A 24,996-nucleotide genomic window follows, 5' to 3' on the forward strand; every position below is an offset into this window, starting at 1 on the left:
AGAGGCCACCACCGGGCTTGTCGAGGCGATCCTTGACCTCGTTCCACAGGTTGGCACCGCGCAGCGAACGCTCGGCCACCTCGTCGAGCTTCTTCTTGCTGCGCTCGCCCTGCAACTTCAAGCCCGCGACGACGTTGTCCTTGATGGACATGGTCGGGAAGGGGTTGGGTCGCTGGAACACCATGCCGATGGTCTTGCGAACACCGACCGGATCGACGTTCGAGCCGTAGATGTCCTCGCCGTCGAGCAGCACCGAACCCTCGACGCGCGCACCGGGAATCACTTCGTGCATGCGGTTGAGTGAACGGAGAACGGTGGACTTGCCGCAACCGGACGGGCCGATGAAGGCGGTGACGCTCCGGGGCGGGACGGACAGGCCCACATCGGCGACGGCGTGGAACTTGCCGTAGTAGATGTTGACGTCCTTGAGATCCAGACGCTTGGCCATTACCGGCTCCCTACTGAGTTGTTGACGCTGTTGAGTACGAACATGTTCCGAGGCCGCATCACTTACTTCTGACCTGTGAGAAGTGACCGATCAGCTTCGCGACGATGTTGAGGATCGCGATCAGCAGGATCAGGGTCAGTGCTGCGCCCCAGATGCGGTTGGTGCCGGCGTCGGTGGGGTTGTTCATCTCGGCGACCATGACGGAAGGCAGTGTGCCCATTTCGCCGTTGAACAGGTCGAAGTTGATGAACGGTGCGTAGCCGACGAGGATCAGCAGCGGTGCGGTCTCACCGAGCACGCGGGCCAGGGCCAGCATGACGCCGGTGATGATGCCGGGAAGTGCCGTCGGCAGAACGATTTTCGAGATGGTCTTCCACTTCGGCACACCGAGCGCGTACGACGCCTCCCGCAGATCCATCGGGACGATGCGCAGCATTTCCTCGGTGGAGCGGATGACGACCGGGACCATCAGAAGGACCAGAGCCAGTGACACCGCAAACGCGGACTTGGGGAAGCCGAAGGTCGCGATCCACAGGGCGTAGATGAACAGCGCAGCCACGATCGACGGAACACCGCTGAGGATGTCGACCATGAACGTGGTCAGCTTGCCCAGCTTCGACTTCCGGTCGGCGTACTCCACCAGGTAGATCGCGACGAAGATACCGAGCGGGATGGAGAAGACCGCGCACACGATGCCTTGCAGCAGGGTGCCGATCAATGCGTGATAGATACCGCCGCCGTCGGCCGACGCCGTCAATCCGCTCAGCGAGTTGGTGAACCAGGTAGGCGACGTCAGAGCGGGCAGGCCCTTGGCGATGACCGTGAAGAGCACCCAGACCAACGGGATGAGCGCGATGACGACTGCCAGGCTCACCAGGATGGTCGCGATGACGTCCTTGGCACGACGACGAGCGCCGACGCCTTGGAAAGTGGGGGCCTTGACCGGCCGGTCCAGAGTGGAGGTCATGGGTCAGTCCTTCTTTCCGGCGATCACTGCGCGGGCAGCCGCGTTGACGACGAAGGTCAGTACGAACAGCACCAGTCCGGCCGCGATGTACGCGCCTGCCTGGATGTCGTTGTTGAACTCCGCGTAGCCGAGGGCGATCTTGGAGGCGATGGTCGAGCCGCCGTCGAACAGCGACCAGCCGAAGGCCTGAGAGGTGGTGCGCAGGATCAGGTAGAGCGCCATCGTCTCACCGAGTGCGCGTCCGAGACCGAGCATCGAGCCGCTGATGTAGCCGGACTTACCGAACGGGATGACCGTGGTGCGCACAACTTCCCAGCGCGTGGCGCCGAGGGCGAGTGCGGCTTCGATCTGTGATCGCGGGGTCTGGATGAACACCTCGCGGGTCACTGCGGTGATGACCGGAAGGATCATCACGGCGAGGACGATGCCTGCGGTGAAGATGGTGCCGCCGCCGGTGATCGATCCGCTGACGTCGGCGAAGAGCGGGAACCAGCCGAGAGTGTCGTTGAGCCACACCGCGACCGGGGTGATCGCCGGAGCGAAGACGAGAAGTCCCCACAGGCCGTAGACGATGGACGGCACAGCTGCCAGAAGGTCGATCGTGTACGACAGTGGCCGCGTGAGCCACTTGGGTGAGTACGAAGTCAGGAAGATCGCGATGCCCAGTGCGATCGGCATCGCGAGCACCAGTGCGAACAGCGAGACCAACACCGTGACCTGGAAAAGATCGAGGACACCGAACGCCATCGCGTTGATGTTCTGCGTGACCCATTCACGGCTGGTCAGGAAGTTGACCTGGTTCCGGCTCAAAGCAGGAACAGCACGCCAGATCAGGAACGCGCCGATCGCCGCGATGACAACCGTGATGAAGATTGCCGAACCGGATGCGAGCGAGCTGAAGATGCGGTCACCCGGACGGGTCACCGTCTTGCTGTTGCCGCTACCCGGACCGTCACCCTTCGGAGGATGCTCGGTTTCTGGAGCCTTGGTGGAAGTAATCGTGTCCTCCGTGGTGCCGTTCGGACCGCCCACCCCGGCCCCGCTGGTTGCGGGGCCGGGAGAACGAGATGTCGAGGTGATGGGCGCGTCACTCATGCGCGCTCACTTCCTTCACGTCTGAATGTAGATCCATGAGCTTGTCCGCACGAGTCTCTAGGTCAGCTGATTGCCGTGATGGACGCGTTGAGGCGATCCTGGACGTTGGACGGCAGCGGGACGTAACCCTGCTCGGCCAGGTTGGCCTGACCCTCGTTGGCCGCGCTCGTCAGGAACGACTTCACTGCTGCGGAGGTGTCCGCGTCGTAGCCCTTGGAGCAGACGATCGAGTACGTGGCGAGAACCAGCGGGTATGCGCCGGCTTCGTTGGTCTTGAAGATCGACGCGAGGTCGAGCGTCAGGTCGCCGGTTGCGTCGGACTTGAACTTCGCGCCTGCGATCGACTTCGCGGCCGTGTCGTTGGTCAGTGCCACTGCCTCGGAGCCGGTGTTGATTTCGGCAACCGAGAGCTTGTTCTGATCGGCGAACGACTTCTCGACGTAGGTGATCGAACCCGGTGCCGTGGCAACTGCCTGTGCAACGCCCGCCGAACCCTTGGCGCCCTCACCGACGCCACCGGTGAAGTCGGACCCTGCGCCCGACGTCCAAGCACCGTTCGATGCCGCGTCGAGGTACTTCTGGAAGTTGTCGGTGGTACCCGAGGAATCGGAGCGGATCACGGTGGTGATCTTCTCGTCGGGAAGCGATGCACCGGAGTTGAGCGCGGCGATTGCCGGATCGTTCCACTTGGTGATGCCGCCGTTGAAGATCTTCGCGAGAACCTCTGCGTTGAGAACGAGCTTGTCGACGCCGTCGAGGTTGTATGCAACTGCGATCGGGCCGAAGACGAGGGGAAGGTTCCAGGCTTCGCCGCCGACGCAACGCTCCTTGGCCTTGTCGGCCTGCTCGTCCTTGATGGCCGAGTCGGAGCCGGCGAAGTCGATCTGGCCGGCGATGAACTGTGTACGACCGTCGCCCGAACCGCTGGGGTTGTACGCGACGTTGACCGTCTTGCCCTTTTCCTGGCACACGGAGATGTAAGTGGCGACGAACTGGTCCATGGCGTTCTTCTGTGCCGAGGAACCAGCGGCAGAGAGGTTGCTCTTGCCTTCGCACGTTGCGTTCGATGCGGACGCGTCCACACCCGTCGACGACGAGTTGTTGTCGCTGCCACATGCGGCCAAGGTCATGGCGCCCACGGCCACTACACCGAGCAGGGCACCACTGCGCTTGAGATTCACCAAGATCCTCCGGAAATCGCTACCGCCACGCCCACGATCGGGCGGCGACATGAGACGCAGAATGATTGAAATCTGCATCAGGCAACACGGCGCTGCCCACAGAGAAAAGTAGGCGGGCGCGGTGTCCGGCTGGACCACACATGGTTAACGGAGAATGAACAGACTGGACATTTCTGCGTGTCCGACTGTGACGTCAGAGCGCGCGGGCGTAAGCCATGTCCACGTGGAACCGATCGAAGCCGAGTCGTTCGTACGTGTGGAGGGCGGCCGTGTTGTCGCCTTCGACGTACAGAAGGACGGTTCCGAGGCCGCGATCACGCAGGTAATGCATGCCCGCGAGAGTCAGCACTCGGCCGAGGCCGCGTCCCTGCGCCGCGGGATCGATCCCCACGACGTACACCTCCCCCAGCTCCGGATCGTCACCTTCGGGTGCGTGCACCTTGGTCCAGTGAAAGCCGAGGAGAGTATCGGGATCGGTGTCCGCGAACGCCATGAACAGACCGGCGGGGTCGAACCAACCTTCGGCCGTTCTCTCATCGACCTCGGCCTGGGTCCAGCCACCCTGCTCGGGATGCCAGGAGAAGGCCGCATTGTTGACGCGAAGGATCTCGGAATCGTCTTCGGGCCCACGATACGTCCGAATCGTCACACCTTCGGGCACAACGATTTCCGGAAGCTGCGGAGCATCGAGTGGTCGACGCAGCTGCAGGAGTTCACGAACGCTGACCAGATCGAGGCTCTTGGCGAATTCGACTGCGGCGTCGACGTTTCCGTGCGCCCAGACACGCGTGCCCGGCCGGCCCTCGTCGAATACCGCTGCGGCAAGCCTGGTTCCGATGCCGCGGCGCCGCGCCTGCGGGTCGACCACCAACTCGGCCATGTCGGGATGCTCGTCCGAACCGGCTTGCAGCTGCGCATAACCGACGACCGCATCGCCGTCGAGTTCGAGGAAGTGTCGCGCGGCGCCGCGCCCGGCAACGGCATGGCGCCCCTGTTCCGACACGGGGGCCTTGCCGTCGAACTCGGTTGCGCGATCGAGAAGCGCGGAAACCTGCTCGGCGAATCCAGCCGGCAGTGAATCTGTCCAACCCACGTCAGACCACCGATCCGTCGGCCGCGTCGTAGTCGACGTCCTCGTCGTCCTCGAACTGAACGGGAGCAGCTGCGCCACCCTTGGCCCTGGTCGGACGCACTGCCTTATATCCGACGTTTCGGACTGTACCGATCAAGGACTCGTATTCGGTGCCGAGTTTCGCCCGCAGACGACGCACGTGGACGTCAACCGTCCTGGTGCCACCGAAGAAGTCGTAACCCCACACTTCCTGCAGCAGCTGCGCCCGGGTGAATACCCGTCCGGCGTGCTGCGCGAGGTACTTGAGCAGCTCGAATTCCTTGTAAGTCAAATCAAGGGGCCGTCCACGCAGTCGTGCCGTGTACGTCCCCTCGTCGATAACCAGTTCGCCCAGCGTGATCTTTCCCGACGCTTCCGGACTGGCCACACCGCCGCTGCGGGCGACCAACAACCGCAATCGGGCGTCCACCTCAGCCGGACCGGTACCGGGAAGCAGGATGTCGTCCAACCCCCAGTCGGCGTTGACGGCAACGAGTCCGCCTTCGGTGAGGACGGCGACCACAGGTACTGCGGATCCTGTGCTTCCGAGCAATCGACACAACCCGCGTGCGGCAGCCAGATCGGTGCGCGCATCCACCAATGCCACGTCCGCGGAACTTGCCTCGAGTAGCGAGGAAACCTCTGTGGGGGCAGGCCGAACCGAGTGCGCCAGCAACGCCAACGCCGGTAGTACAGCTTCCGGGTTGGGGTCGGAGGTGAGGAGGAGCAGTTCCACACGGCCTCCTATCTAGTAGCCCGCGCAACCCGTGAGGGCAACGCTCGAGTAGTTCGACGCTTTTGGTCGGTCCCTACATTAGCGTGCCTGGTACCGGGGCCGTCGCATCGAACCCCGACCGGAGTCCGTCACAATGGTGCGGTGCGCAAACTGATCATCGGCATCGTCTTTCTCCTCGGCCTCGGACTGGTGGCCGATTTCGGCGCGGCCGCGTACGCCGAGTACCGGGTTTCCCGCGAGCTCCGAACCGGCGCATCACTCGAGTCGGATCCGGAGGTCACCTTCAACGGGTTCCCCTTCCTCACCCAGGCACTCGGCGGGAAATACAAGGACGTCTACGTCAGAGCTACCGGCGTCCAGAGCGACGTGGTGGGCGAAGTGACCGTCGAGGCCGATCTGCGCGGGGTCACCGTTCCCTTCTCCGACATCGTGAACGGCAATGTCACCCAACTCCCCGTCGACAAACTCGACGGCCGGATGGGAATCAACGCCACCGACCTCGGAAAGCTGCTCAATATCCCTGACCTGCAGGTATCTTCGCCGCCGGCCAACAAGTCGGATGGCACCGGGGGCAGCGGCGGAACCGGAGCGAGCACCGCGGGCGCCGTCGTGCTGACGGGAACGGTTGCCGTCGGCCCGGTCGAGACTGCAGTGAGTGTGCAGGCCAACCTGGTTCTGGAAGGTGGGCAGGTCAAGATCGTCGCCAGCAATCTGTACTTCGGTCCGGAGGGCAAAGCCGATTTCTCGATCCCCGCAGCACTCGAACCCGTCGTCCTCGGACTGTTCAGCTACACGATCGATCCGCAGGCACTCCCCTACGGAATTCAGCCGAGCCTGGTCTACGCGGAAGGCGGAAGAATCGTGATCGAAGGCAGCGCCGAAAACACGACGATCGATCTCGCAGAGCTGCAGAACCGATGACCGGGATCACAATTCTGCTGGTCGCGCTGGTCGCCGTCGTCGCGGTCGGGCTCTTTCTCAAGTCGCGCAACGGAAAGGTCCGAGTCACCACGCCGGCCGCGACCGGCGCGGCGGACAGTCGCCTCGAACTGCTCCGCGCCGCTGGAGTCTCTTCGCCGAACGGCGGACCCGTCGTACTGCATTTCTCTGCCGACTGGTGCGGACCGTGCGCGGCAGTACGCCGCGTCGTCGGTCAGGTCGTGATCTCGATGGCCGACGCTCCCCGTCCGCCGGTGGAAATCGAGCTCGACATCGACAAGGAACCGGCTCTGGCACGCGAGATGAGTGTCCTCTCGCTGCCCACCACCTTCATCCTCGACGGTGGCCTGGAGGAACAGTTCCGGGTGTCCGGGGTGCCATCCGCAGCCGATCTGAAAGCTGCACTCGTACCACTATCCGGACCCCACGAGCCAAAATCCGAGAATTCGGGGTAAACTCGCCGACGTGCAAACCCGCCACGAGCTGATGCTCACCCGACGCCGCGCAGTAGACCTGTGCCGCCTCGGGGGCTGTTGCTGTACCTGTTGCTGATCACCACATCCGTCAGATCTCTCTGACCTTCGAGCTTTCGCTCACGTGATCAATCCACCGAGTGGGACTTTGACGTCCCGTTTTCTCGGCCCAGGCACAGCATCATGCAATCCAGCGCAGGAGCACTCCCGATGTCCACAACCACACCCCAGCTCGAGCAGGTCGACGTCCGCGGACCTCGATTCGCCGCGTGGGTCACCACCGGCGTTCTCGTACTCACGCTCATCCTCTCGACCTTCTCACTGCCCGCCGCCACCGTCGTTCTCGCACTACAGGCCATCGTCTTCGCGGTCGGAGCGGTACTCGGCCCCAAGCGCAGCCCGTACGGCCAGATCTTCGGCAAGCTCGTCGCCCCGCGACTCTCGCCGGTCAGCGAACGCGAACCCGTGGCGCCGCTGCGCTTCGCGCAGTTCGTCGGCTTCGTCTTCGCACTCGCCGGCACGGTCGGTTTCCTGGCCGGGTCGACGATCGTCGGCACCGGCTTCGCCTTGTTCGCGGCCCTGCTCAACGCCGCGTTCGGCATCTGCCTCGGCTGCCAGATCTATCCACTCGTCGCAAGGCTGCGAAATACCGGCCGCGCTACCACCGCGTGAAAACGCTTGCCCCACAACCCTGCTGAACCCCTGCTAGATAACGACCGATGCAAGACCACATCGAAAGGAACACCATGGCTCGCTCCGACGTCCTAGTCTCCGCTGACTGGGCTGAGCAGAACCTCAACACCCCCAAGACCGTTTTTGTCGAGGTGGACGAGGACACCAGCGCATACGACGGCGGCCACATCGAGGGTGCAGTCAAGCTCGACTGGCGCAAGGACCTCCAGGACGGCGTCCGACGCGACTTCCTGAACCAGGAGCAGTTCTCGGATCTGCTCTCCGCCAAAGGCATTGCGAACGACGACACCGTCGTTCTCTACGGTGGCAACAACAACTGGTTCGCCGCTTACGCTTACTGGTACTTCAAGCTGTACGGCCACCAGGACATCAAGCTGATCGACGGCGGCCGCAAGAAGTGGGAACTCGACGGCCGCCCGCTCTCCAAGGACGCAGTCAACCGCGAAGCCACGCAGTACAAGGCCGAGACCCCCGACTTCTCGATCCGCGCATTCCGCGACGAGGTCATCGACGCCATCGGCAGCAAGAACCTCGTCGACGTTCGTAGCCCTGACGAGTTCTCGGGCAAGATCCTCGCTCCCGCCCACCTTCCGCAGGAGCAGGCGCAGCAGCGTGGCCACGTCCCCGGAGCCATCAACATCCCGTGGAGCACCACCGCCAACGAGGACGGCACCTTCAAGTCGGACGACGACCTCGCCAAGCTGTACGCGGAAAAGGGCTTCGACGACACCAAGGAAACGATCGCCTACTGCCGCATCGGCGAGCGTTCGAGCCACACCTGGTTCGTCCTGCAGGAGATCCTCGGCAAGAACAACGTCAAGAACTACGACGGCAGCTGGGTCGAATACGGCTCACTCGTCGGCGCACCGATCGAATTGGGAGCCTGATCATGTGTGGAGCACCTACTCAGGGCCAGACCCTGCCTGCCGGCGTCGACGTCGAGAAGGAAACGGTCATCACCGGCCGCGTTCTCGCAGCTGACGGCCAGCCCATCGGCGGCGCATTCGTGCGTCTGCTCGACGGCTCCGGAGAGTTCACGGCCGAGGTCGTGGCATCGGGAACCGGCGATTTCCGCTTCTTCGCCGCTCCGGGCGAGTGGACCGTGCGTGCACTGTCCAGCTCGGGCAACGGCACCTCCACCGTCGCTCCCGAGGGCTCGGGCGTGCACAACGTGGACGTGACCGTCAGCAAGTAATTCCTGCTTTGTCAGGCGGCCCCGCACCCCTCCGGTGCGGGGCCTTCTGCATTCCGGCTCCCGATTTTTCCGGTCGGTCGCCGCGGTCTAAGATGTACCCGTGGTCATTTTCTTCGAGGTACTCCTCGCACTCGCATCCGTCATGATCGCTTGGTTCTCCGTGTACGTCGTGTACCGCTTGGTCACCGACGAGTCGTGAGTCAGGCTCCGGATTCAGGGTCCGACGCGACCGCTGACGATTCCGCCGCTGCAGGTGCCGTGAGGCGCGGCAGCGGGGACGAAGCTGTCGCCATCGCCGTCGAGCGCTCCAAGTCGACGGCGTCGCTCAACATTCCGACCCTGCCGGACCTTCCGTTGCCGGAGGACACCGCAAACCTGCGCCTCGGCCCGGATATCAATCCCGAACTCCTCGCGCTTCTCCCCCTCGTCGGTGTCTGGCGCGGCGAAGGTGAAGGACACGACGAGACCGGCGACTACGCCTTCGGTCAGCAGATTGTCATCTCGCACGACGGCGGCCCGTACCTCAATTGGGAGTCCCGGTCCTGGCGCCTCGACGCCGAGGGCAAGTACGTGAGCCCCGATCTGCGCGAGAGCGGTTACTGGCGCATGGGCGGCGACGGCATCCCGGGCAGCGTCAACCAGGAAGTGGTCGAACTCCTGCTCAGCCACAGCTCCGGTGTCGTCGAAATGTACTACGGGCGCGCACTCACCCAAGCGTCGTGGGAACTTGCCACCGACGTGGTGATCCGCAGCCAGTCCGGTGCACTGTACGGCGGCGCGAAGCGTCTGTACGGCATCGTCGAAGGCGGCGACCTCGCGTACGTCGAAGAGCGGATCATGTCTGACGGTGGCCTGGAACCGCGTCTCTCGGCCCGCCTGACGCGCTACATCGGCTAGTTCTGCTGTGCGCCTTTATTAACCCCCGGCGGTTAATAAAGGCGCACAGCAGATTTATCCACAGGCACCGACAAATTCCACAGGCGGGCTTCGGAGCGGCATCTTCGACCGATTCTTGTCGGTCCGCGATCTCACGGTATTCGCATGAGCTGCGACTACATCGATCCTGATCTCCGAAGACTCTTCGACTTCCAACACGGACTCGCGACCAATAAACAACTACGCCCTTTCGGCTATTCACCGCGCCGCATCCAACATCTGGTCGAATCGGGTCAATGGACTTCCGTCCTCCACGGCGTTCAATCCAGCACCAACGGGCCGCTCAACCGAGCAATGATTCTCGAGGCCGCACTGCTGTTCGGCGGCGGAGAGACTTACCTGAGCCACCGGACTGCAGCTGAAGAGTGGGGACTCACGCACATCGAGTCCGAACTGCCGATCCACATCACGGTCCGATACGGCAGATCCTCCCGCTGTCAGAGTCCGACGGTCAGACCAGAACGCTCCCCGGCGCGCCCCGTTCCGTTGGGGTGGTCCACTGCCCATCCCGGAGTGATCGTTCATCGTTCGCGCGCTCAGGCCCACATCGGCGTTGCCACTCAGCCTGCTCGTACTTCGCTGGCCGACACCGCAATTGACCTGGCGGTTGCAGAGCAGTCGGCTCGCGACGCCGCTCGTTCTCTGGTTCGCTCCGCCACGGCGTGCAAAGTGTCACGGATGGAATTGCGCACCCGAATGGAATGCCGCCGGCCGAGGCGATATGTCAAAGCACTGTCCTCGACATTGGACCTGTTGGATCGCGGTGTCCAGTCGGTACTCGAGCATCGCTACGCAATCGAGGTCGAGCGAGCACACGGTTTGCCGGAAGCACGACGGCAATCGCCGGTCCTCGTCGATGAGAGAACTCTCTACGAGGACGTCGACTACCGCAATTGCGGTGTCGCACTGATCGTTCGACTCGACGGTTTTGCCTTCCACTCTTCTCGAGCGACTGCACTGCGTGATCGTCGGCGAGGAAACGCATCCGAACTGTCAGGCAACGCCACACTGGTCTTCGGTTGGGAGGAGGTGGAGGGGGCCTCGTGCCGAACTGCAGCCGAGGTCAGAGCGGTCCTCGAGCGCGGTGGATGGTGGGGGCCTAATCCTTGTCCACGCTGTGCGCCTTTATTAACCGCCGGGGGTTGATAAAGGCGCACGGCACGAAGCGACCCCCGAGCCACACCCACGCTTTCGCGCGGATCCCGGTCGGACTGATCGGGGGCTCGGGGGTCGGGTGGCTGCCTGGGATTCGCCGGCCGCTCACGCGGTAAGTGAATTCCATCAGCGATTGCGGCTAGCTGGCAGCCACCTCACGCGTCCGTCTGTACTTCAATTTCAGACCACCTCCTTCCTTGTGTACAGGAGAAAGTACGCCCACTTCACGATGACGGCAACGTATTTTCCACAGAAACTTTTCCGACGCATATCACCTGGTCAGCTCCAGTACCGGCCGGAAGTTGATGGGTAACGACAACAACCGTTCGTGAAGAATCGACCAGCATTCCGTCGCGATCGAGCAACTCGCGCAGCAACTGAGCGCCGGCCTCCGCGTCCATGTGCTCGGTCGGCTCGTCGAGCAGCAGTACCTCCGCGGGCGAGACGATCGCGCGTGCCAACAGCAACCGACGACGCTCACCGCCCGAAACCGCTCGCATACCGCCGACCAGGTAGGTGTCGAGCCCGTCCGGCAGTTCCGCCAGCCACTCGCCGAGACCAACTGCGGCAAGTGCCTTCTCCGCGTCCTCGGCGGTGAGGTCACCCCGCGCGACGCGCAGGTTCTCGAGTACCGACGTCTCGAAGAGGTGTGCGTCTTCGGCGAAGTACCCGACGTGCCGACGCAGCTCGGCCGGATCGATATCCGAAACGTCCACCGAGTCAACACGAACTGTTCCCGCGACGGGCGGCAGCAGTCCCGCCATCGTCATCAGCGCAGTGGTCTTTCCCGATCCACTCTCGCCGACGACGGCAACACGAGCACCGCGAGGAAGATCCACCGACAGCGGTTCGGTCACCTTTCCCCCGGGCCAACCCGCCCGCAACGCGTGCACACTCAGGACCCCGTCCTCCGGCCACGCACGATTTCCTTCAACGTGTTCGGCGTCGGCTCGATCGAGTACCGCCATGATGCGTGCCGACGCCAGCCGCGCCTTGGTCAATGCCACCGCCGCGCTGGGCAGTATCGCGGTTCCCTCGAAAGCCGACAGCGGAAGCAGTACAAGGATTCCCATGGACATCGGTGACATGTCGGTGGTTCCGTACAGCGAGATTCCGATCAGCAGGGCACCGAGGACGCTCACTCCGATTGCCAGGGGCGTGGCAGCGGCGGCAAAGGCACTCGGGACCGCCGCGCGATCGGTTGCGTCGACCACATCGTTCTCGGCAGAGACCGCCTCGCTCACCGCCTGATCCAAGCGACCCGATACCCGGAGCTCGGCGGAATGGTCGAGGGCGGTCACCGCGGACTCACTGAATCGCGCTGCGGCAGCAGAACTGTCGGCCTCGGCGAGACGAGCAGCACGAGCCGACAGCCAGGGTGCCGCGATCCCGGACACCGCCAGCGCAACAGCCAGGATGAGCGCGGCCGGAACCGAGATGAACAACAGGATTCCCACCGCAGCAAACGCGAGGACAATCGAAACCGCAATCGGGATCAGTGCTTTGACGACGACGTCGCCCAGTGCATCCACGTCGGCGCCCGTACGTGAGAGCAGGTCACCGCGTCGTAGTCCGGCTGCTGCCGCGGGATCTCCTGCGGCCAACTGCTGGTAGATCCTCGATCGCGCCGCGGTGGTTCCGCGCAACGCGACGTCGTGCGTCGTCAATCGTTCGAGATAGCGGAAGACACCACGTGAGATTCCCAATGCGCGTACGGCAACTACCGCAACACTGAGATCGAGAACGGGAGGCATCTCCCAAGCCCGCGTGATCAACCATGCGGACAGCGCCGCCAAGGCGAGTGCGCTACCGAGTGTTGCCACACCCGCCGCTACCGCCGTCAGTACGCGTCGTGGCCGAAGTTCCAGTAGCCGCAGAGCACGCAGAAGCGGATCGTGAGCGTCACTTCTCATGAGCGCGCACCTCGACGATCCGGTCAGCTGCGGCAAGCACACTCGGACGGTGGCCGATCACGACAACGGTGTCGCCACGCTCCGCCCGTGCTCTCAGAGAAGCCAACACTGTCCCTTCCGAATCCGAGTCGAGGTGAGCGGTGGGTTCGTCCAGGACAAGAACTGCGCGGTCCGAGGCAAGCACGCGTGTCAGTGCCAGCCGTTGCCGCTGCCCCAAAGACAGACCTGTACCGCCGACGCCGATCACGGTCTCGACGCCCGCAGGCAGCTCGGCCAGTACCGCGTCGAATCCCGTCGCAGCAGCGGCGCGAGCCAATGCTTGCGCATCGACGACCCCGGTGAGATCGAGATTTTCACGAACGGTGCCGGGTAGGAGGACCGGATGCTGGGGAAGCCAGGCCAACTGACTCCACCACGCGTGCTCGTCCAGGTCTCGGACATCGACGCCGGCGACCGTCACACGCCCACTGCTCGGTTCGATCAACCCGAGCAGCGTGTGCACTGCCGTCGACTTGCCGCAGCCGTTGGGACCGGTGAGCACGGTGATCGCCCCTGGCGATGCCACGGCGGAAAGTCGAGACGGTGCGACTCCCCCACGAGAGGCCACACCGAGTCCGTCGAAGACGATGTCGGCGCCTCGAGCGACCACCGTCGTGCTACCACCCTCCGGCGCGGCAGAATCCGCCTCGATAACCTCGAATGCCTTGTCGGCTGCCGCCATTCCGTCCTCGGCGGCGTGGAACTGGGTTCCCACCATCCGAAGTGGCAGGTACACCTCGGGGGCGAGGATCAACGCGACTATCCCCGGCTCGAGTGACATGTCGCCGTACACCAGTCGCAAGCCGATACTCACGGCCACCAACGCGACGCAGAGCGTTGCGAGCAGTTCAAGCACCATCGAGGACAGGAACGCAACGCGGAGGGCGGACATCGTCGTTCGCCGATGAGCGTCACCGAGTTCACGGACGCGCTCGGCAGGACCCTGCTGACGACCGAGCGCCCGCAGCGTCGGCAAACCGGCAAGGAGATCGAGCAGTTGCGAAGACAACGTGGTCATCGCTGCCAGCGTCTTCTCCGACTTACCCTTTGTCAGCAGGCCGATCAGAATCATGAAGATGGGGATCAGCGGCAGCGTCACGAAGATGATGACCGCAGACGTCATGTCCTGCACCGCAATGACTATCAGGGTGATGGGTGTCAGCGTCACCGACAAGACCAGGGCCGGAAGGTATCCCGTCAGGTACGGACCAAGGCCGTCGACACCTCGGGTGACCACGGTCGCGATCTCGTCACGCCGCGGATCCAGATCGCGAGGACTCATCGCCGTCGCCGACGTCAGCACGCCGTTCTTGATCTCGGCAACGACGCGAGTCGACGCCCGGTGCGCATACCTGGTCTGCAGCCAAGTCCCCAGAACTCGGACCGCCACAGCTGCGGCGAGAACAACCAATTCGGTTGTCCACGAGGAAACATCCACAGTTCGAGTGGTGATCACTCCGGCCAGCACCCGGCCGATCATGAGCGCCGCGACGATGACCATCACGACGTTCACCATCGACAGAGCAACAGTCAGGATCAGATAGCCGCGCGCAGAAGCGGAATGTCGCCACAGCCGCGGGTCGATCGGTCCCCGGCGACACTCCCGAGTGGTGGGAGCGTCGCCTACTTCGATAGTCACGTGAATTCGACCGTCAGTTCTTTCGTGATTCGAATCTTGTGTGATTGCGGTTTTGCCACTACCACGTCTTCTCCTTGAATCGCAGGCCGATCGACGCCGGAATCTGCTTGGAGGAGATGCGCTGTCGGAACACCCAGTACGTCCAACCCTGGTAGATGATCACCACCGGCGTCATGAATGCCGCGGCCCACGTCATCACCTTGAGCGTGTACGGACTCGACGACGCGTTCTCGATGGTCAGGCTGTACGCCGGATCCAGCGTCGACGGCATGACGTTCGGGAACAGCGAGGCGAACAGCAGCACGACGGTGGCGATGACGGCCACACAGGTGAGAACGAAGGCCCAGCCTTCGCGCTCGGCCCGCGTCAGGAAGACGACGCCGATCAGTGCCGCAGCAGCGGCAGCTACCAGAATCCACGTCCATCCCTTGCCGTAGGCGAGTTGCGTCCACAGGACGAATCCGCCGGCGACCGGAATAGCCGGAATTGCCAGTCGTGCAGCAATCTTCACGGCATCTTCACGAACCTCGTCGGCACTCTTGAGTGCCAGGAACACTGCACCGTGGAGAGCGAACACCAGCGCGGTGGTCAGACCGCCGAGCAGCGCGTACGGATTGAGCAGATCGAAGAATCCCGACTCGACCTGCTTGTCGGCGTTGATCGCCACGCCCCGAACGATGTTCGCGAAAGCCACGCCCCAGAGAACTGCCGGGACCCAGGAGCCGAAGATGATGCCCCAGTCGCAACGCTGACGCCATTTGTCGTCGTCGATCTTGCTTCGCCATTCGATGGCACAGATACGAACGATCAAGGCCACCAGGATGATCAGCAGCGGTAGATAGAACCCGGAGAACAACGTCGCGTACCACTCCGGGAATGCCGCGAACATCGCGCCACCTGCGGTGATCAGCCACACTTCGTTGCCGTCCCACACCGGGCCGATCGTGTTGAGCGCTACCCGTCGACGCGTATCGGCCGGGAGGTCACTGCCTCTGCCGACGATCGGCATGAGCATTCCGACACCGAAGTCGAACCCTTCGAGGACGAAGTAACCGATGAACAGTACTGCGACGAGCACGAACCATACTTCTTGAAGTCCCATGATCGCCTCCTAGTACGCGAACGACAGTTGTTTGGGCTTGTCCGGATCTTCCGGCTCGTCATGATCTGTATCGCCCGGCGGATGCATGTCGTGCTCCAACGGGCCTTCCTTCGCGTACCGCACGATCAGCTTGAACCAGACGACTCCCAGCGCTCCGTACAGCAGGGTGAAGGTGATCAGCGAAGCCCAGACGGTAGCCGACGCGTGGTCCGAAACACCTTGGTCGACAGTAAGTCTGATCATGTCGACGCCGGTCGGGTTGGGATGCACCACCCAGGGCTGACGGCCCATCTCGGTGAAGATCCAACCGGCGCTGTTCGCCATGAACGGAGTGGGGATCGCGACCAGGCTGAGTATTCCGAACCACTTCTGGTCCGGGACTCGCCCCTTACGAGTGACCCACAGCCCCGCGAGAGCCAGTGCTGCCGAACCGGCGGCGAGGCCGATCATGGCGCGGAAAGACCAGTACGTGACAAAGAGATTCGGTCGGTAGTTACCCGGTCCGAAGTCCTGCTCCGCCTGCTCCTGCAGTTGGTTCACGCCTTGCAGTTCGACGCCGGTGAACTTGCCCTCGGCCAACCATGGCAGAACGAACGGCACCTTCAGAACGTGCGTCACGCTGTCACAGTTGTTGTGAGTGCCGATAGTGAGGATCGAGAAGTCCGGATCCATCTCGGTCTCGCACAACGACTCTGCCGACGCCATCTTCATGGGTTGCTGCTGGAACATGAGCTTGCCTTGGATGTCACCGGTGTAGATGATTCCGATTCCGGCCACGATCATGACGAGCAACGCGAATCGTGTTGCCGGACGGTACATCGTGCGCGCGTCGGACTCGAGGCGTTCGGCTTCGGCGGCCTCAGCCTGCTTGGCGCGGCGCATGTTCCGCACCATCCACCAACCACTGATGCCGGCAACAAACGTCGCCGCCGTCAGGAAGGCGCCGGCAACCGCGTGCGGGAAGGCAGCAAGAGCGGTGTTGTTGGTCAACAGCTCCCAGATACTGGTGAGCTCGGCACGACCCGTTTCAGGGTTGTACGTCGCACCGACCGGATGCTGCATGAACGAGTTGGCCGCGATGATGAAGAACGCCGACGCGTTGACGCCGATCGCCACGAGCCAAATGCACGCCAGGTGTACAAGTTTGGGCAGCCTGCCCCAACCGAAGATCCAGAGTCCGATGAAGACGGACTCCATGAAGAAGGCGACAAGGCCTTCCAATGCGAGCGGAGCTCCGAAGACGTCACCGACGAATCGCGAGTACTCGCTCCAGTTCATGCCGAACTGGAACTCCTGCACGATGCCGGTGGCTACACCGAGTGCGAAGTTGATGAGGAAAAGCTTGCCGAAGAACTTGGTGAGCCGATACCAGTGGTCCTTTTTGGTGACCACCCACATCGTCTGCATGATCGCGATCATCGGCGCAAGTCCGATGGTCAGCGGAACAAGGATGAAGTGGTAGACGGTAGTGATACCGAACTGCCACCTGGAGACGTCCAAAGTATCCATTGGCTACTCCGAGAGTAGGGCCCTGGGACAGGCTTCGGGGTTCGAGACGCGGGCAGTCGCTCGGCCCCTGCGGACACGGTACTGCTGTCCGGTTTGGACCGCAGGACTTTGCTACTACCAAATGTAGTAGAGACCTGTCGCGATTCCTATTCGCCTATCGCCCTGCTGAATCCGAATCAATTGCACGTTCAACCAATTCCGCGAATTCCCCGGAGACCTTCGGCTCTGGCAATGTGAGCCCGTCGAGTGTATGGACGCGTGCGGCCAGCGTGACGCTCGAAACCATCCACACTCCGTCGGCCGCAATCAAATCCGCAGGTCGGAGGGTTTCGTATCGGCAATCGAAGCGAGCACTGCCGGCAACGTCGAACAGGGCGCGCTGCGTAGTGCCCATCAAAATGCCCTGTGCGGGAGGCGGTGTGATCAAAGTCCTGTCCCGAACGATCACCACCGTCGAGCGTGGCCCCTCCAACACATTGCCCTCGGAACTGACGAAGATCACATCGTCAGCACCCAAATTCGCCGCATATCGAAGCGCTGCCATGTTGGTTGCGTACGACAACGTCTTCGCGCCCAGTAGCTGCCAGGGTGCCCGGGCAGAGAGATCGACAGAGAAACCTCGCTCGAGAGTCATCACCGACAACCCCGATTCGCGGACCTGTCTGACCCGATCGGCCACCGGACCGACCATCACGAAGGCTGTCGGCTTGTCGCCGCTCTCACGGCCGCGGGTCAGAACGAGACGAAGAGCGCCTTCCTTCTCTGTCCCCCACTCCTCGGCTGCCATCTCGATCGCCAGACGCCAGTCATCGAGAACGGGGGCGGGCAGACCCAGCGCCCGCGCGCTCAGAACCAGTCGACTCAGATGTCCCTCGACCACCCGCGCCCTACCGTCGCGCACCAACAGCGTCTCGAAGACTCCGTCGCCGCGCACCACCGCCAGGTCGTCGGCGTGCAGAAACGGTGCGTCAGCATCGAGCACCTCGTGGTCGAGAGTCACCAATACGCGATCAGGCATGCCATCAACCCTAACGATCCGCCGAGCCGCCGGGGCCGCCCTGTAACCGCGATCCCGCCCACACTCCTAGACTGGTCTTGTGGTCGACAACGCTCTTGTGCCCAACAGCCCACTTCTGACTTCCCCCGGCGCGGTCACCGCACCGGACGGTTCGGCCGACATCGGTGTCGCGTGGCACTACGGCGATCCCCTCGGCGAACAGCGAACCGCGCAGCGCGCAGCAGTGGTGGTCGACCGCAGTCACAGATTCGTGATCGCCATTCCCGGCGACGAACGCCTCACGTGGCTGCACACGATTTCGAGCCAGCACATCGCCGCGCTCCCCGACGGCAAGAGTGCCGAGAACTTGAGCCTGGACGTCAACGGACGCGTCGAGCACCACTTCGTGCAGACGGACCTGGCAGGTGTCACCTGGATCGACACCGAGGCGAACCGCGGACCCGACCTTCTCTCCTTCTTGAAGAAGATGGTGTTCTGGTCCAAGGCCGAACCCCGAGACGGCAACGAACTCGCGGTCCTGAGCCTGATCGGACCCGAAGCGTCAACTGTCCTCGCCGCACTCGAGGTTCAGACACCCACCGAGGCCTACGACGCTCTCGCCTTGGCCGACGGCGGATTTGTCCGCCGCATGCCGTGGCCTACCGAGAACTCTTTCGATCTTCTCGTCCCACGTGAGCAACTGGCAGCGTGGTGGACCAGGCTGACCGATGCCGGTGCCAAGCCCGCCGGCAGTTGGGCCTTCGAGGCACTGCGCGTCGAAGCGACGAGGCCACGCCTCGGACTGGACACCGACGAACGCACGATCCCGCACGAGGCCCACTGGATCGGCGGGCCGGCCGAGCACGGCGCCGTCCACCTCGACAAGGGGTGCTACCGCGGTCAGGAAACCGTCGCCCGAGTTCACAATCTCGGCAAGCCCCCGCGCCATCTCGTCATGTTGCACCTCGACGGCAGCGCCGAAGCCGTCCCGGAACCGGGTGACCCGATCACGGCGGGCGGACGGGCCGTCGGACGCGTCGGGACCGTCGTCAATCATCACGAGCTCGGCCCCATCGCACTCGCTCTGATCAAGCGCAACATCCCGGTCGACACCGAACTGATGGCCGGCCCCAGCGCTGCGTCCATCGACCCGGACTCGATCGTCGCGGACGACGCACCCCAGGCCGGACGTGAGGCTGTCAACCGATTGCGCGGAAAGTGACGGGCATGGTCGACGCGGTCTGCGTCGTCCACACCGAACGTGACAGTGGCGTCAGGCGAGTCCCCCGTACCGCGATCGACAAGCGTCCCGTCGACGGCCGCGTCGCGGTAGGACGACTCGGTCTGGGTGGCGACTACGTCTGCGACACCGAGTTCCACGGCGGTGCCTTCCAAGCTGTCTACGCGTATCAGCGCGACGAAGCGCAGCGTTGGTCGGACGAATTGGGCCGACCTCTCGGCCCCGGATGGTTCGGCGAGAATCTTCACATCAGCGGGATGCTCGTCACGGACGCCGTGATCGGCGAGCGTTGGCACATCACCGGAGCCGAGGCGTCGGACGTTCTCGAACTCGAGGTGACTGCTCCCCGCGTCCCGTGCGGCACCTTCGGCATCTGGGCCGCGGAAAAGGGCTGGGTCAAAAGATTCACCGAGCGGACCGACGTCGGCGCCTACCTTCGCGTCAACCGGACCGGCACGATCGCCGCGGGCGATTCGGTCACCCGAGTCCACGTACCGGATCACGGAGTGACTGTTCGAGAGGTCTTCGCCGGAACGGATCCTGAGCGGCTTCGACGGCTCCTCGCAGAACACACCGACCTTGCACCGAACGTCACCGCGCGCGTCCAGAGGTTCATCGAACAAGCAGAAGCGCAGGTGCACTCGTGAGTATCGAATTGGTGGAAGTGGTCCGCTCCGGATTCCGCGAATGCGTGCATCGCGGATCGGCCGTCATTCTCGGCGCCGACGGCGAGGTCGTTGTCGGACTCGGGGAAATTCACACACCCATCTACCCGCGCTCGGCGAACAAGCCGCTGCAAGCCGTCGCTGCGCTTCGTAACGGCTTTGCACCCACCAGCCCGGAAGAGCTGGCCGTCGCGTCGTCCTCACATGCGGGCGAGGCCGATCACATCGAACTGGTCGCAGCGCTTCTCGCTCGCTACCAACTCGGTGTCGACCAGTTGCAGTGCCCCTCCGATCTGCCGGGCAACGAACTGGCCCGAGCCGAACTGATCGCAGCGGGCGAGCTTCCCAGCCCGATCTACATGACCTGCTCGGGCAAGCACTCCGCGATGCTCGCCACGTGCGTCGTGAACGACTGGCCGCTCGAGACGTACATGGAGCCGACTCATCCCCTCCAACTCGCGATCCAGGAGACGATCTTCGATCTCAGCGGCGAGGAAGAGCAGGAACTCGGCATCGACGGTTGTGGTCTCCCGATCGTGCCGCTCTCGCTCACGAACCTGGCTCGGGCATTCGGACGCCTGCCCTCGGCTGAGCCCGACTCACCCGAACGAGCTGTGGCCGACGCGGTCCGCGAGAACCCCTTCCTCGTCTCGGGCACCGGCCGCAACGATCAGCGCCTGATGTCCGCCGTGCCGGGTCTGTTCTCCAAGACCGGATACGACGGCATCTACGCCGGAGCGCTTCCCGACGGTTCCGCTTTCGCCCTCAAGATCGACGACGGTCACGAGCGGGCGCTCCTGCCCTTGGCGGCAGCTCTGCTCAAGCGGATGAACACCGAGTGGACCGAGGAGTTGGCGGCTCTCGCATCCGCTCCGGTCTTCGGCGGCGACGCCCGAGTGGGGACGATTCGCGCAATTCCCGGAAACTTCTGAGCAGTTCTCACAAAGTTCTGACGAGTTCTTTCAGCATCCTGGCAGCTCGCGGCCATAGTGAGAGCAATCAGACACGGCGGTGAGGCCTTCGTGGAAGCGGAAGCGACTTTTCCACGCTAGAGTGTGTGTCAGGAAACTTACACACTCAAACGGGGCCGCCAAATTCCCCAGGCCGCCCCGCGAAAGCGCGAGGGGGTCAGCCATGGGCCGCGGCCGGGCTAAGGCAAAGCAGACCAAGGTTGCACGCGAATTGAAATACAGCGTACCGACCACGGATTTCGACAGCCTGCAAAGAGAGCTCGCAGGTGGATCGACCAACTCGCATCGGAGCAGTGTCCGATCGGACCAGACTTCCGATAGGGAAGGGCATGCGCGAGAGGACGACTACGACGACTGGCGGCGTTGACCGCGCACTGCCACCGCGCAGACTGTGAAATGAGGAAGAGCTGATCGCTCTTCCTCATTTTTGCGTTCGATTTTCCGCCTCGCGTCTGCTTGCACGGACACACAAAACTGCCCCACCGGATCTCTCCGATGGGGCAGCTGACGTTGCGGTCTAGAAGCGCGGGTGGTCTCCGGCCAGGAACGCACGCTCTGCAGCGGCATCCGACGCCTTCTTGACGCTACCGAGCGTCCAGCAGTCGATGTGGCGTGCGGTGAGGACGGCAAGTGCGCGGTCGACGTCCTCGGGTGCGACGACGGCGACCATGCCGACGCCCATGTTGAACGTCTGCTCCATCTCGGCGCGCTCGACGCGTCCGCGCTGCGCGATCATGGCGAAGACCGGAGCGGGGCTCCAGGTTCCGCGATCGAGTTCGGCGACCAAGCCCTTGGGCATGACGCGCGCGAGGTTGTTGGCGAGGCCGCCACCGGTGACGTGGCAGAACGTGCGCACGTCGGTCTCGGCAGCGAGTGCCAGGCAGTCCTTGGCGTAGATCTTGGTGGGCTCGAGCAGTTCCTCACCGAGCGTGCGGCCGAATTCGTCGACGTGTGCGCTCAGGTTCATGCGGTCGATCTCGAGCAGGACCTTGCGGGCCAGTGAGTAACCGTTGGAGTGCAGTCCCGAAGAACCCATCGCGATGACGACGTCGCCGGGGCGAACGCGATCCGGTCCGAGCAGCTTCTCTGCCTCCACGACGCCGACACCGGTGGCGGAGAGGTCGTAGTCACCGTCGGCCATGATGCCGGGGTGCTCGGCGGTCTCGCCGCCGAGGAGAGCGCAGCCGGCCTGGATGCAGCCCTCGGCGATTCCGCTGACCAATTCCGCGACGCGCTCGGGGATGACCCGGCCGACGGCGATGTAGTCCTGGAGGAACAGCGGCTCGGCGCCACAGACGACGAGGTCGTCGACAACCATGGCGACGAGGTCGAGTCCGACCGTGTCGTGCTTGTCCATCGCCTGCGCGACAGCGAGCTTGGTTCCGACGCCGTCGGTCGATGCGGCGAGCAACGGCTCCTTGTAGTCACCCTTGAGGGAGAACAAGCCGGCGAAACCACCGAGGCCACCCATGACCTCGGGGCGGCTGGCCTTCTTGGCCAGAGGGGCGAAGAGTTCCACCGCCCGGTCGCCTGCGGCGATATCGACTCCTGCTGCCGCGTAGGAGGCGCCTGCGGTGCGGTGACTGTCCTCGGTCATCGGGTTACTACTCCAGCCTTGTATTTCTCGCGAGCACGTATTGCTCGTGCACAGGTAAGTGGTCTTGCAATGTGAAGTGTTTGCAATCCTCGTGACGCGAGATGGATCGTTCGACTCGAGACCCAGAGCGCGCACACAAATACCGACGATTACGCCCATACGCTACCGGACCGGCCCCCTCGGTGAGACCTCGCGTACCCCGAGACGTCAGTTCTGCAGCCGCGCACCGATCGAGGCGTGCAGTGCGCGCAGACTGTTCTGCCCGAGTGCGACGGTCTCGGATTCGATGTGTTTGAGGAGGTGTCCGTCGTGGACGACCTTCTCGCTCGACTGGATCAGTACCGTCCCGGCTCCGGTGAAATCGAACTGGCGTTCTTCGCCGGTGTTCGCGCCGAACATGCTTCCGCGAACCGCGCCCAGAAAGCTCTGCATCCAGTCGGCATCGAAGTGGTGGGACGGCGACGGGCAGTCGGCCCAACCCACCAACGCCTGCGGGTCGATGCGCAGCGGCGGCTCCGCGAACATGACCGGGCCATTGGACGACGCCAGGAACTTGCCTGTCCCCAGTAGCGTCAAAAAGCCTGGGACGATGGACTGTTTGAGGTCCAGGCTCGTCTCGAAGGCGAGGAGATTGGCCGCGCGAATCGTGAGGTTGCCGTCGTCGAGGTCGTAGGAATTGATGTTGAATCCGCGGTCCCCGAGGATCAACTTGCCCTGTCCCTGAGCGAGCACCCAGTCGTCCGCGTAGAGCGGTGAAGAGAACCTGGCCGCGACGATCGCCGTCATGCTCGTGCGCCCGAGCGGCTCGAAGTTGATGTTTCCGTAGTACGCGATCATCGCGCCCTTGGACGTGAACCACGGCTGCCCGGCCATCTCGACGCAGAAGGCGTAATCGTTGCCCGGGACGTTGTCGTTGGCGGGCAGAGTTGCCGGATTGTGAATTTCGATACCCATGCTCTGTGCCCTCTCAGAACTTCTGCTCGGACGCCTGGACCCAGACGGTGCCGGCGCCGGTCATCTTCAGCTGGATGGACTCCCCCGAGCCCTTGCCGACGGCCTCGCGCCAGCCGACGTTCGCGGAGATGTCGACGTTGATCTGACCGATGTGGCACACGTATGCCTGCGGGTCGACGACGACCTGAGGATTGTTCGGACCGACCTGCAACGGAATCGCGCCCCCGTGCGAGAGAACCGCGACGCTTCCCTGGCCGTGCAACTGCGTCGTGAACAGTCCTTGACCGGTCATCGCTCCGCGTACCGCTCCGCGCACACCGCCCTGCGACGTGAGAGCGACTATCGAACTCTGGAGGTAACCATCGTGTGCGAGGAGCCGGTCGGCTTCGACCGTGAGCATCGACGAACCGTCGAGGTGGATGACCTCGACGTACAAGCCGGCGTGCCCGTAGAAGACCTCACCGTTTCCCTCGGCCGCCATCATGCGTGCGTGTTCGCCGGACATCATGCGGCCGGCCATCCCGGCGATCCCGCCCATGTTCGGCATGGCGCCGGGCCCACCGCCCATGCTGTGCGGGATGAAGCGGACGTCGCCGGTGTAGTAGAGCATCGACCCGGTGCGGGCGAGCACGTTCTGTCCCGGTGCGAGGGTCGACTTGACGACCTTGCTGTTCACCAATTCCAACGGCATGGTTCAGCGCTCCTCGGGCTGGATGTAGACGACTCCGGATCCGTCGAATCGCAGCGAGAACGCTTCACCGCTGCCACCGCCGATCGCGGAGCGCCAGGTGACGTCGGTGACGAAGCTCTGGTTCAGCTGACCGCGGTGAGCGACGAAGGCGTCGGGATCGGCAACCAGCGGATACTGCGGGCTGACTTCGAGCGCGATGATCGGTCCGCCCTTCGACAGCACGGCCACCAGACCGGTGCCGCTGACGACCGTCGTGAACAAGCCCTGTCCGGAACCTGCGCCGCGGAGGCCGGCAAATTTCACATCGGTTCGCAGCTGTCCGACCAGTGCGAGCAATTGTGAGGCTTCGACGTGCAAAGCGTCGTTGTTGAGCTCGATGATCGTGATGTCCTGGGCGTCGACCGCGAAGTAGACGGTGCCTTGTCCGCTGACTTCCATCAGGGACAGTGATTCACCTGCCGCCTTCTGTTTCAGCGCGGCACGTAACCCACCGCCACCGCCCATTCCGGCGTTCTTGAAGGTAATCGCACCCTCGTACGCCACCATCGAGCCGTTGATCGCTTTGATGGTGTCCCCCACCAGGTCTGCGACCAGGACCCGGTGCCCATCCATTCTCAGTTGCGCCACGGAGGGCACTATGCCAGATGCTCACGACGTATGCCGTGTCGTGGAACAGAAAGTCGTGAACAGAAAATCTGCCGCCCACATGCTGTGGACGGCAGATTCTCGGCTGTCGAATTTCAACGATTC

27 protein-coding genes are annotated in these 24,996 nt (G+C 63.5%); 12 read left to right on the plus strand and 15 right to left on the minus strand.

Annotation, left to right across the window (positions count from 1 at the left end; all coding sequences use genetic code 11):
• The 6 genes from RWT78_RS05125 to RWT78_RS05150 all read right to left on the minus strand — a co-directional run.
• On the minus strand, positions 1-448 hold a 448-nt coding region (locus RWT78_RS05125; protein WP_314674391.1), incomplete at its 3' end, for an ATP-binding cassette domain-containing protein.
• A 58-nt stretch (positions 449-506) separates the two neighbouring features.
• Complete coding sequence (pstA, locus tag RWT78_RS05130; RefSeq protein ID WP_003940100.1) at positions 507-1,415, minus strand: phosphate ABC transporter permease PstA; 909 nt, start codon at positions 1,413-1,415, stop codon at positions 507-509.
• A 3-nt stretch (positions 1,416-1,418) separates the two neighbouring features.
• The gene (gene pstC, locus RWT78_RS05135; RefSeq protein ID WP_314674402.1) at positions 1,419-2,510 is read right to left on the minus strand and encodes a phosphate ABC transporter permease subunit PstC; all 1,092 of its coding nucleotides are present in this window, start codon (positions 2,508-2,510) and stop codon (positions 1,419-1,421) included.
• 62 nt (positions 2,511-2,572) lie between these two features.
• Complete coding sequence (gene pstS / locus RWT78_RS05140) at positions 2,573-3,691, minus strand: phosphate ABC transporter substrate-binding protein PstS (protein ID WP_003940482.1); 1,119 nt, start codon at positions 3,689-3,691, stop codon at positions 2,573-2,575.
• A 193-nt stretch (positions 3,692-3,884) separates the two neighbouring features.
• Positions 3,885-4,784 carry a mycothiol synthase gene (mshD, locus tag RWT78_RS05145; protein ID WP_314674403.1) on the minus strand — a complete coding sequence of 300 codons (900 nt, stop codon included), beginning with the start codon at positions 4,782-4,784 and terminating at the stop codon, positions 3,885-3,887.
• 1 nt (position 4,785) lies between these two features.
• Complete coding sequence (locus RWT78_RS05150) at positions 4,786-5,538, minus strand: response regulator transcription factor (RefSeq protein ID WP_003939728.1); 753 nt, start codon at positions 5,536-5,538, stop codon at positions 4,786-4,788.
• A 141-nt stretch (positions 5,539-5,679) separates the two neighbouring features.
• Here RWT78_RS05150 and RWT78_RS05155 point away from each other — a divergent pair, with 141 nt between their 5' ends.
• The 8 genes from RWT78_RS05155 to RWT78_RS05185 all read left to right on the plus strand — a co-directional run bounded on the left by RWT78_RS05155 (position 5,680) and on the right by RWT78_RS05185 (position 10,920).
• Complete coding sequence (locus RWT78_RS05155; protein ID WP_003939847.1) at positions 5,680-6,459, plus strand: LmeA family phospholipid-binding protein; 780 nt, start codon at positions 5,680-5,682, stop codon at positions 6,457-6,459.
• Positions 6,456-6,932, plus strand: coding sequence for a co-chaperone YbbN (locus RWT78_RS05160; RefSeq protein WP_003939684.1), 477 nt, complete (start codon positions 6,456-6,458; stop codon positions 6,930-6,932). Before RWT78_RS05155 ends, RWT78_RS05160 begins: the two co-directional genes overlap by 4 nt.
• 10 nt (positions 6,933-6,942) lie before the next feature.
• Positions 6,943-7,029 (plus strand): putative leader peptide, encoded by an 87-nt coding sequence (locus RWT78_RS29175; protein WP_350318872.1) that lies wholly within the window; start codon positions 6,943-6,945, stop codon positions 7,027-7,029.
• Positions 7,030-7,160: 131 nt separating this feature from the next.
• Positions 7,161-7,622, plus strand: coding sequence for a DUF4395 domain-containing protein (locus tag RWT78_RS05165; RefSeq protein ID WP_314674406.1), 462 nt, complete (start codon positions 7,161-7,163; stop codon positions 7,620-7,622).
• 74 nt (positions 7,623-7,696) lie between these two features.
• Positions 7,697-8,530 carry a sulfurtransferase gene (locus tag RWT78_RS05170; RefSeq protein ID WP_003939859.1) on the plus strand — a complete coding sequence of 278 codons (834 nt, stop codon included), beginning with the start codon at positions 7,697-7,699 and terminating at the stop codon, positions 8,528-8,530.
• A 2-nt stretch (positions 8,531-8,532) separates the two neighbouring features.
• Positions 8,533-8,838, plus strand: a complete 306-nt coding sequence (locus tag RWT78_RS05175; RefSeq protein WP_003939797.1) for a DUF1416 domain-containing protein — start codon at positions 8,533-8,535, stop codon at positions 8,836-8,838.
• A gap of 258 nt (positions 8,839-9,096) precedes the next feature.
• Positions 9,097-9,735, plus strand: a complete 639-nt coding sequence (locus RWT78_RS05180; protein ID WP_037128815.1) for an FABP family protein — start codon at positions 9,097-9,099, stop codon at positions 9,733-9,735.
• A gap of 144 nt (positions 9,736-9,879) precedes the next feature.
• Positions 9,880-10,920 (plus strand): type IV toxin-antitoxin system AbiEi family antitoxin domain-containing protein, encoded by a 1,041-nt coding sequence (locus RWT78_RS05185; RefSeq protein ID WP_314674410.1) that lies wholly within the window; start codon positions 9,880-9,882, stop codon positions 10,918-10,920.
• Between the two features lie 233 nt (positions 10,921-11,153).
• On the opposite strand, the gene cydC is transcribed toward RWT78_RS05185, so the two are convergent.
• The 5 genes from cydC to RWT78_RS05210 form a co-directional block, all read right to left on the minus strand.
• Entirely contained in the window at positions 11,154-12,842 is a 1,689-nt protein-coding gene (gene cydC, locus RWT78_RS05190; protein ID WP_007733832.1) for a thiol reductant ABC exporter subunit CydC, read from the minus strand.
• Entirely contained in the window at positions 12,832-14,520 is a 1,689-nt protein-coding gene (gene cydD, locus RWT78_RS05195; RefSeq protein WP_314674414.1) for a thiol reductant ABC exporter subunit CydD, read from the minus strand. Before cydD ends, cydC begins: the two co-directional genes overlap by 11 nt.
• Positions 14,521-14,578: 58 nt before the next feature.
• A complete protein-coding gene (cydB, locus tag RWT78_RS05200) occupies positions 14,579-15,622 on the minus strand; it encodes a cytochrome d ubiquinol oxidase subunit II (RefSeq protein ID WP_003939727.1) in 1,044 nt (347 codons plus the stop codon).
• A 9-nt stretch (positions 15,623-15,631) separates the two neighbouring features.
• Positions 15,632-17,131: a cytochrome ubiquinol oxidase subunit I gene (locus RWT78_RS05205; protein ID WP_118606521.1), complete on the minus strand. Its 1,500-nt coding sequence runs from the start codon at positions 17,129-17,131 to the stop codon at positions 15,632-15,634.
• A gap of 154 nt (positions 17,132-17,285) precedes the next feature.
• Positions 17,286-18,149 (minus strand): aminodeoxychorismate lyase, encoded by an 864-nt coding sequence (locus RWT78_RS05210; RefSeq protein ID WP_007733829.1) that lies wholly within the window; start codon positions 18,147-18,149, stop codon positions 17,286-17,288.
• 79 nt (positions 18,150-18,228) lie between these two features.
• On the opposite strand from RWT78_RS05210, the gene RWT78_RS05215 reads away from it, so the two are divergent.
• The 4 genes from RWT78_RS05215 (at position 18,229) to RWT78_RS05230 (ending at position 21,371) form a co-directional block, all read left to right on the plus strand.
• Positions 18,229-19,350 (plus strand): folate-binding protein YgfZ, encoded by a 1,122-nt coding sequence (locus RWT78_RS05215; protein WP_314674418.1) that lies wholly within the window; start codon positions 18,229-18,231, stop codon positions 19,348-19,350.
• Positions 19,347-20,015, plus strand: coding sequence for an MOSC domain-containing protein (locus RWT78_RS05220; RefSeq protein WP_042451408.1), 669 nt, complete (start codon positions 19,347-19,349; stop codon positions 20,013-20,015). Before RWT78_RS05215 ends, RWT78_RS05220 begins: the two co-directional genes overlap by 4 nt.
• Complete coding sequence (locus tag RWT78_RS05225) at positions 20,012-20,965, plus strand: asparaginase (protein WP_003940365.1); 954 nt, start codon at positions 20,012-20,014, stop codon at positions 20,963-20,965. The genes RWT78_RS05220 and RWT78_RS05225 overlap by 4 nt, the downstream gene beginning before the upstream one ends.
• A gap of 202 nt (positions 20,966-21,167) precedes the next feature.
• Complete coding sequence (locus RWT78_RS05230; RefSeq protein ID WP_003940337.1) at positions 21,168-21,371, plus strand: DUF3073 domain-containing protein; 204 nt, start codon at positions 21,168-21,170, stop codon at positions 21,369-21,371.
• 150 nt (positions 21,372-21,521) lie between these two features.
• Here RWT78_RS05230 and purM read toward each other — a convergent pair whose 3' ends face one another.
• From purM to RWT78_RS05250, 4 genes are all read right to left on the minus strand, one after another.
• Positions 21,522-22,601 (minus strand): phosphoribosylformylglycinamidine cyclo-ligase, encoded by a 1,080-nt coding sequence (gene purM, locus RWT78_RS05235; RefSeq protein WP_003940225.1) that lies wholly within the window; start codon positions 22,599-22,601, stop codon positions 21,522-21,524.
• Positions 22,602-22,808: 207 nt separating this feature from the next.
• On the minus strand, positions 22,809-23,555 hold the full coding sequence (locus tag RWT78_RS05240) for an AIM24 family protein (protein WP_003939813.1): 747 nt from the start codon (positions 23,553-23,555) through the stop codon (positions 22,809-22,811).
• A gap of 13 nt (positions 23,556-23,568) precedes the next feature.
• Complete coding sequence (locus tag RWT78_RS05245) at positions 23,569-24,246, minus strand: AIM24 family protein (RefSeq protein ID WP_003939918.1); 678 nt, start codon at positions 24,244-24,246, stop codon at positions 23,569-23,571.
• A 3-nt stretch (positions 24,247-24,249) separates the two neighbouring features.
• Complete coding sequence (locus RWT78_RS05250) at positions 24,250-24,858, minus strand: AIM24 family protein (RefSeq protein ID WP_003940441.1); 609 nt, start codon at positions 24,856-24,858, stop codon at positions 24,250-24,252.
• Positions 24,859-24,996: the final 138 nt, after the last annotated feature.

Origin of the sequence: uncultured Rhodococcus sp. (assembly GCF_963525155.1) — a bacterium.
Lineage (GTDB): Bacteria > Actinomycetota > Actinomycetes > Mycobacteriales > Mycobacteriaceae > Rhodococcus_F > Rhodococcus_F qingshengii.

What these genes read in the sequence shown, in the direction of transcription:
- pstA (WP_003940100.1), bottom strand. Translation starts at nt 1,415, where the DNA reads ATGACCTCCACTCTGGACCGGCCGGTCAAGGCCCCCACTTTCCAAGGC.
- pstC (WP_314674402.1), bottom strand. Translation starts at nt 2,510, where the DNA reads ATGAGTGACGCGCCCATCACCTCGACATCTCGTTCTCCCGGCCCCGCA.
- RWT78_RS05160 (WP_003939684.1), top strand. Translation starts at nt 6,456, where the DNA reads ATGACCGGGATCACAATTCTGCTGGTCGCGCTGGTCGCCGTCGTCGCG.
- RWT78_RS05165 (WP_314674406.1), top strand. Translation starts at nt 7,161, where the DNA reads ATGTCCACAACCACACCCCAGCTCGAGCAGGTCGACGTCCGCGGACCT.
- RWT78_RS05170 (WP_003939859.1), top strand. Translation starts at nt 7,697, where the DNA reads ATGGCTCGCTCCGACGTCCTAGTCTCCGCTGACTGGGCTGAGCAGAAC.
- RWT78_RS05175 (WP_003939797.1), top strand. Translation starts at nt 8,533, where the DNA reads ATGTGTGGAGCACCTACTCAGGGCCAGACCCTGCCTGCCGGCGTCGAC.
- RWT78_RS05185 (WP_314674410.1), top strand. Translation starts at nt 9,880, where the DNA reads ATGAGCTGCGACTACATCGATCCTGATCTCCGAAGACTCTTCGACTTC.
- cydC (WP_007733832.1), bottom strand. Translation starts at nt 12,842, where the DNA reads ATGAGAAGTGACGCTCACGATCCGCTTCTGCGTGCTCTGCGGCTACTG.
- cydB (WP_003939727.1), bottom strand. Translation starts at nt 15,622, where the DNA reads ATGGGACTTCAAGAAGTATGGTTCGTGCTCGTCGCAGTACTGTTCATC.
- RWT78_RS05205 (WP_118606521.1), bottom strand. Translation starts at nt 17,131, where the DNA reads ATGGATACTTTGGACGTCTCCAGGTGGCAGTTCGGTATCACTACCGTC.
- RWT78_RS05210 (WP_007733829.1), bottom strand. Translation starts at nt 18,149, where the DNA reads ATGCCTGATCGCGTATTGGTGACTCTCGACCACGAGGTGCTCGATGCT.
- RWT78_RS05230 (WP_003940337.1), top strand. Translation starts at nt 21,168, where the DNA reads ATGGGCCGCGGCCGGGCTAAGGCAAAGCAGACCAAGGTTGCACGCGAA.
- purM (WP_003940225.1), bottom strand. Translation starts at nt 22,601, where the DNA reads ATGACCGAGGACAGTCACCGCACCGCAGGCGCCTCCTACGCGGCAGCA.
- RWT78_RS05240 (WP_003939813.1), bottom strand. Translation starts at nt 23,555, where the DNA reads ATGGGTATCGAAATTCACAATCCGGCAACTCTGCCCGCCAACGACAAC.
- RWT78_RS05245 (WP_003939918.1), bottom strand. Translation starts at nt 24,246, where the DNA reads ATGCCGTTGGAATTGGTGAACAGCAAGGTCGTCAAGTCGACCCTCGCA.
- RWT78_RS05250 (WP_003940441.1), bottom strand. Translation starts at nt 24,858, where the DNA reads ATGGATGGGCACCGGGTCCTGGTCGCAGACCTGGTGGGGGACACCATC.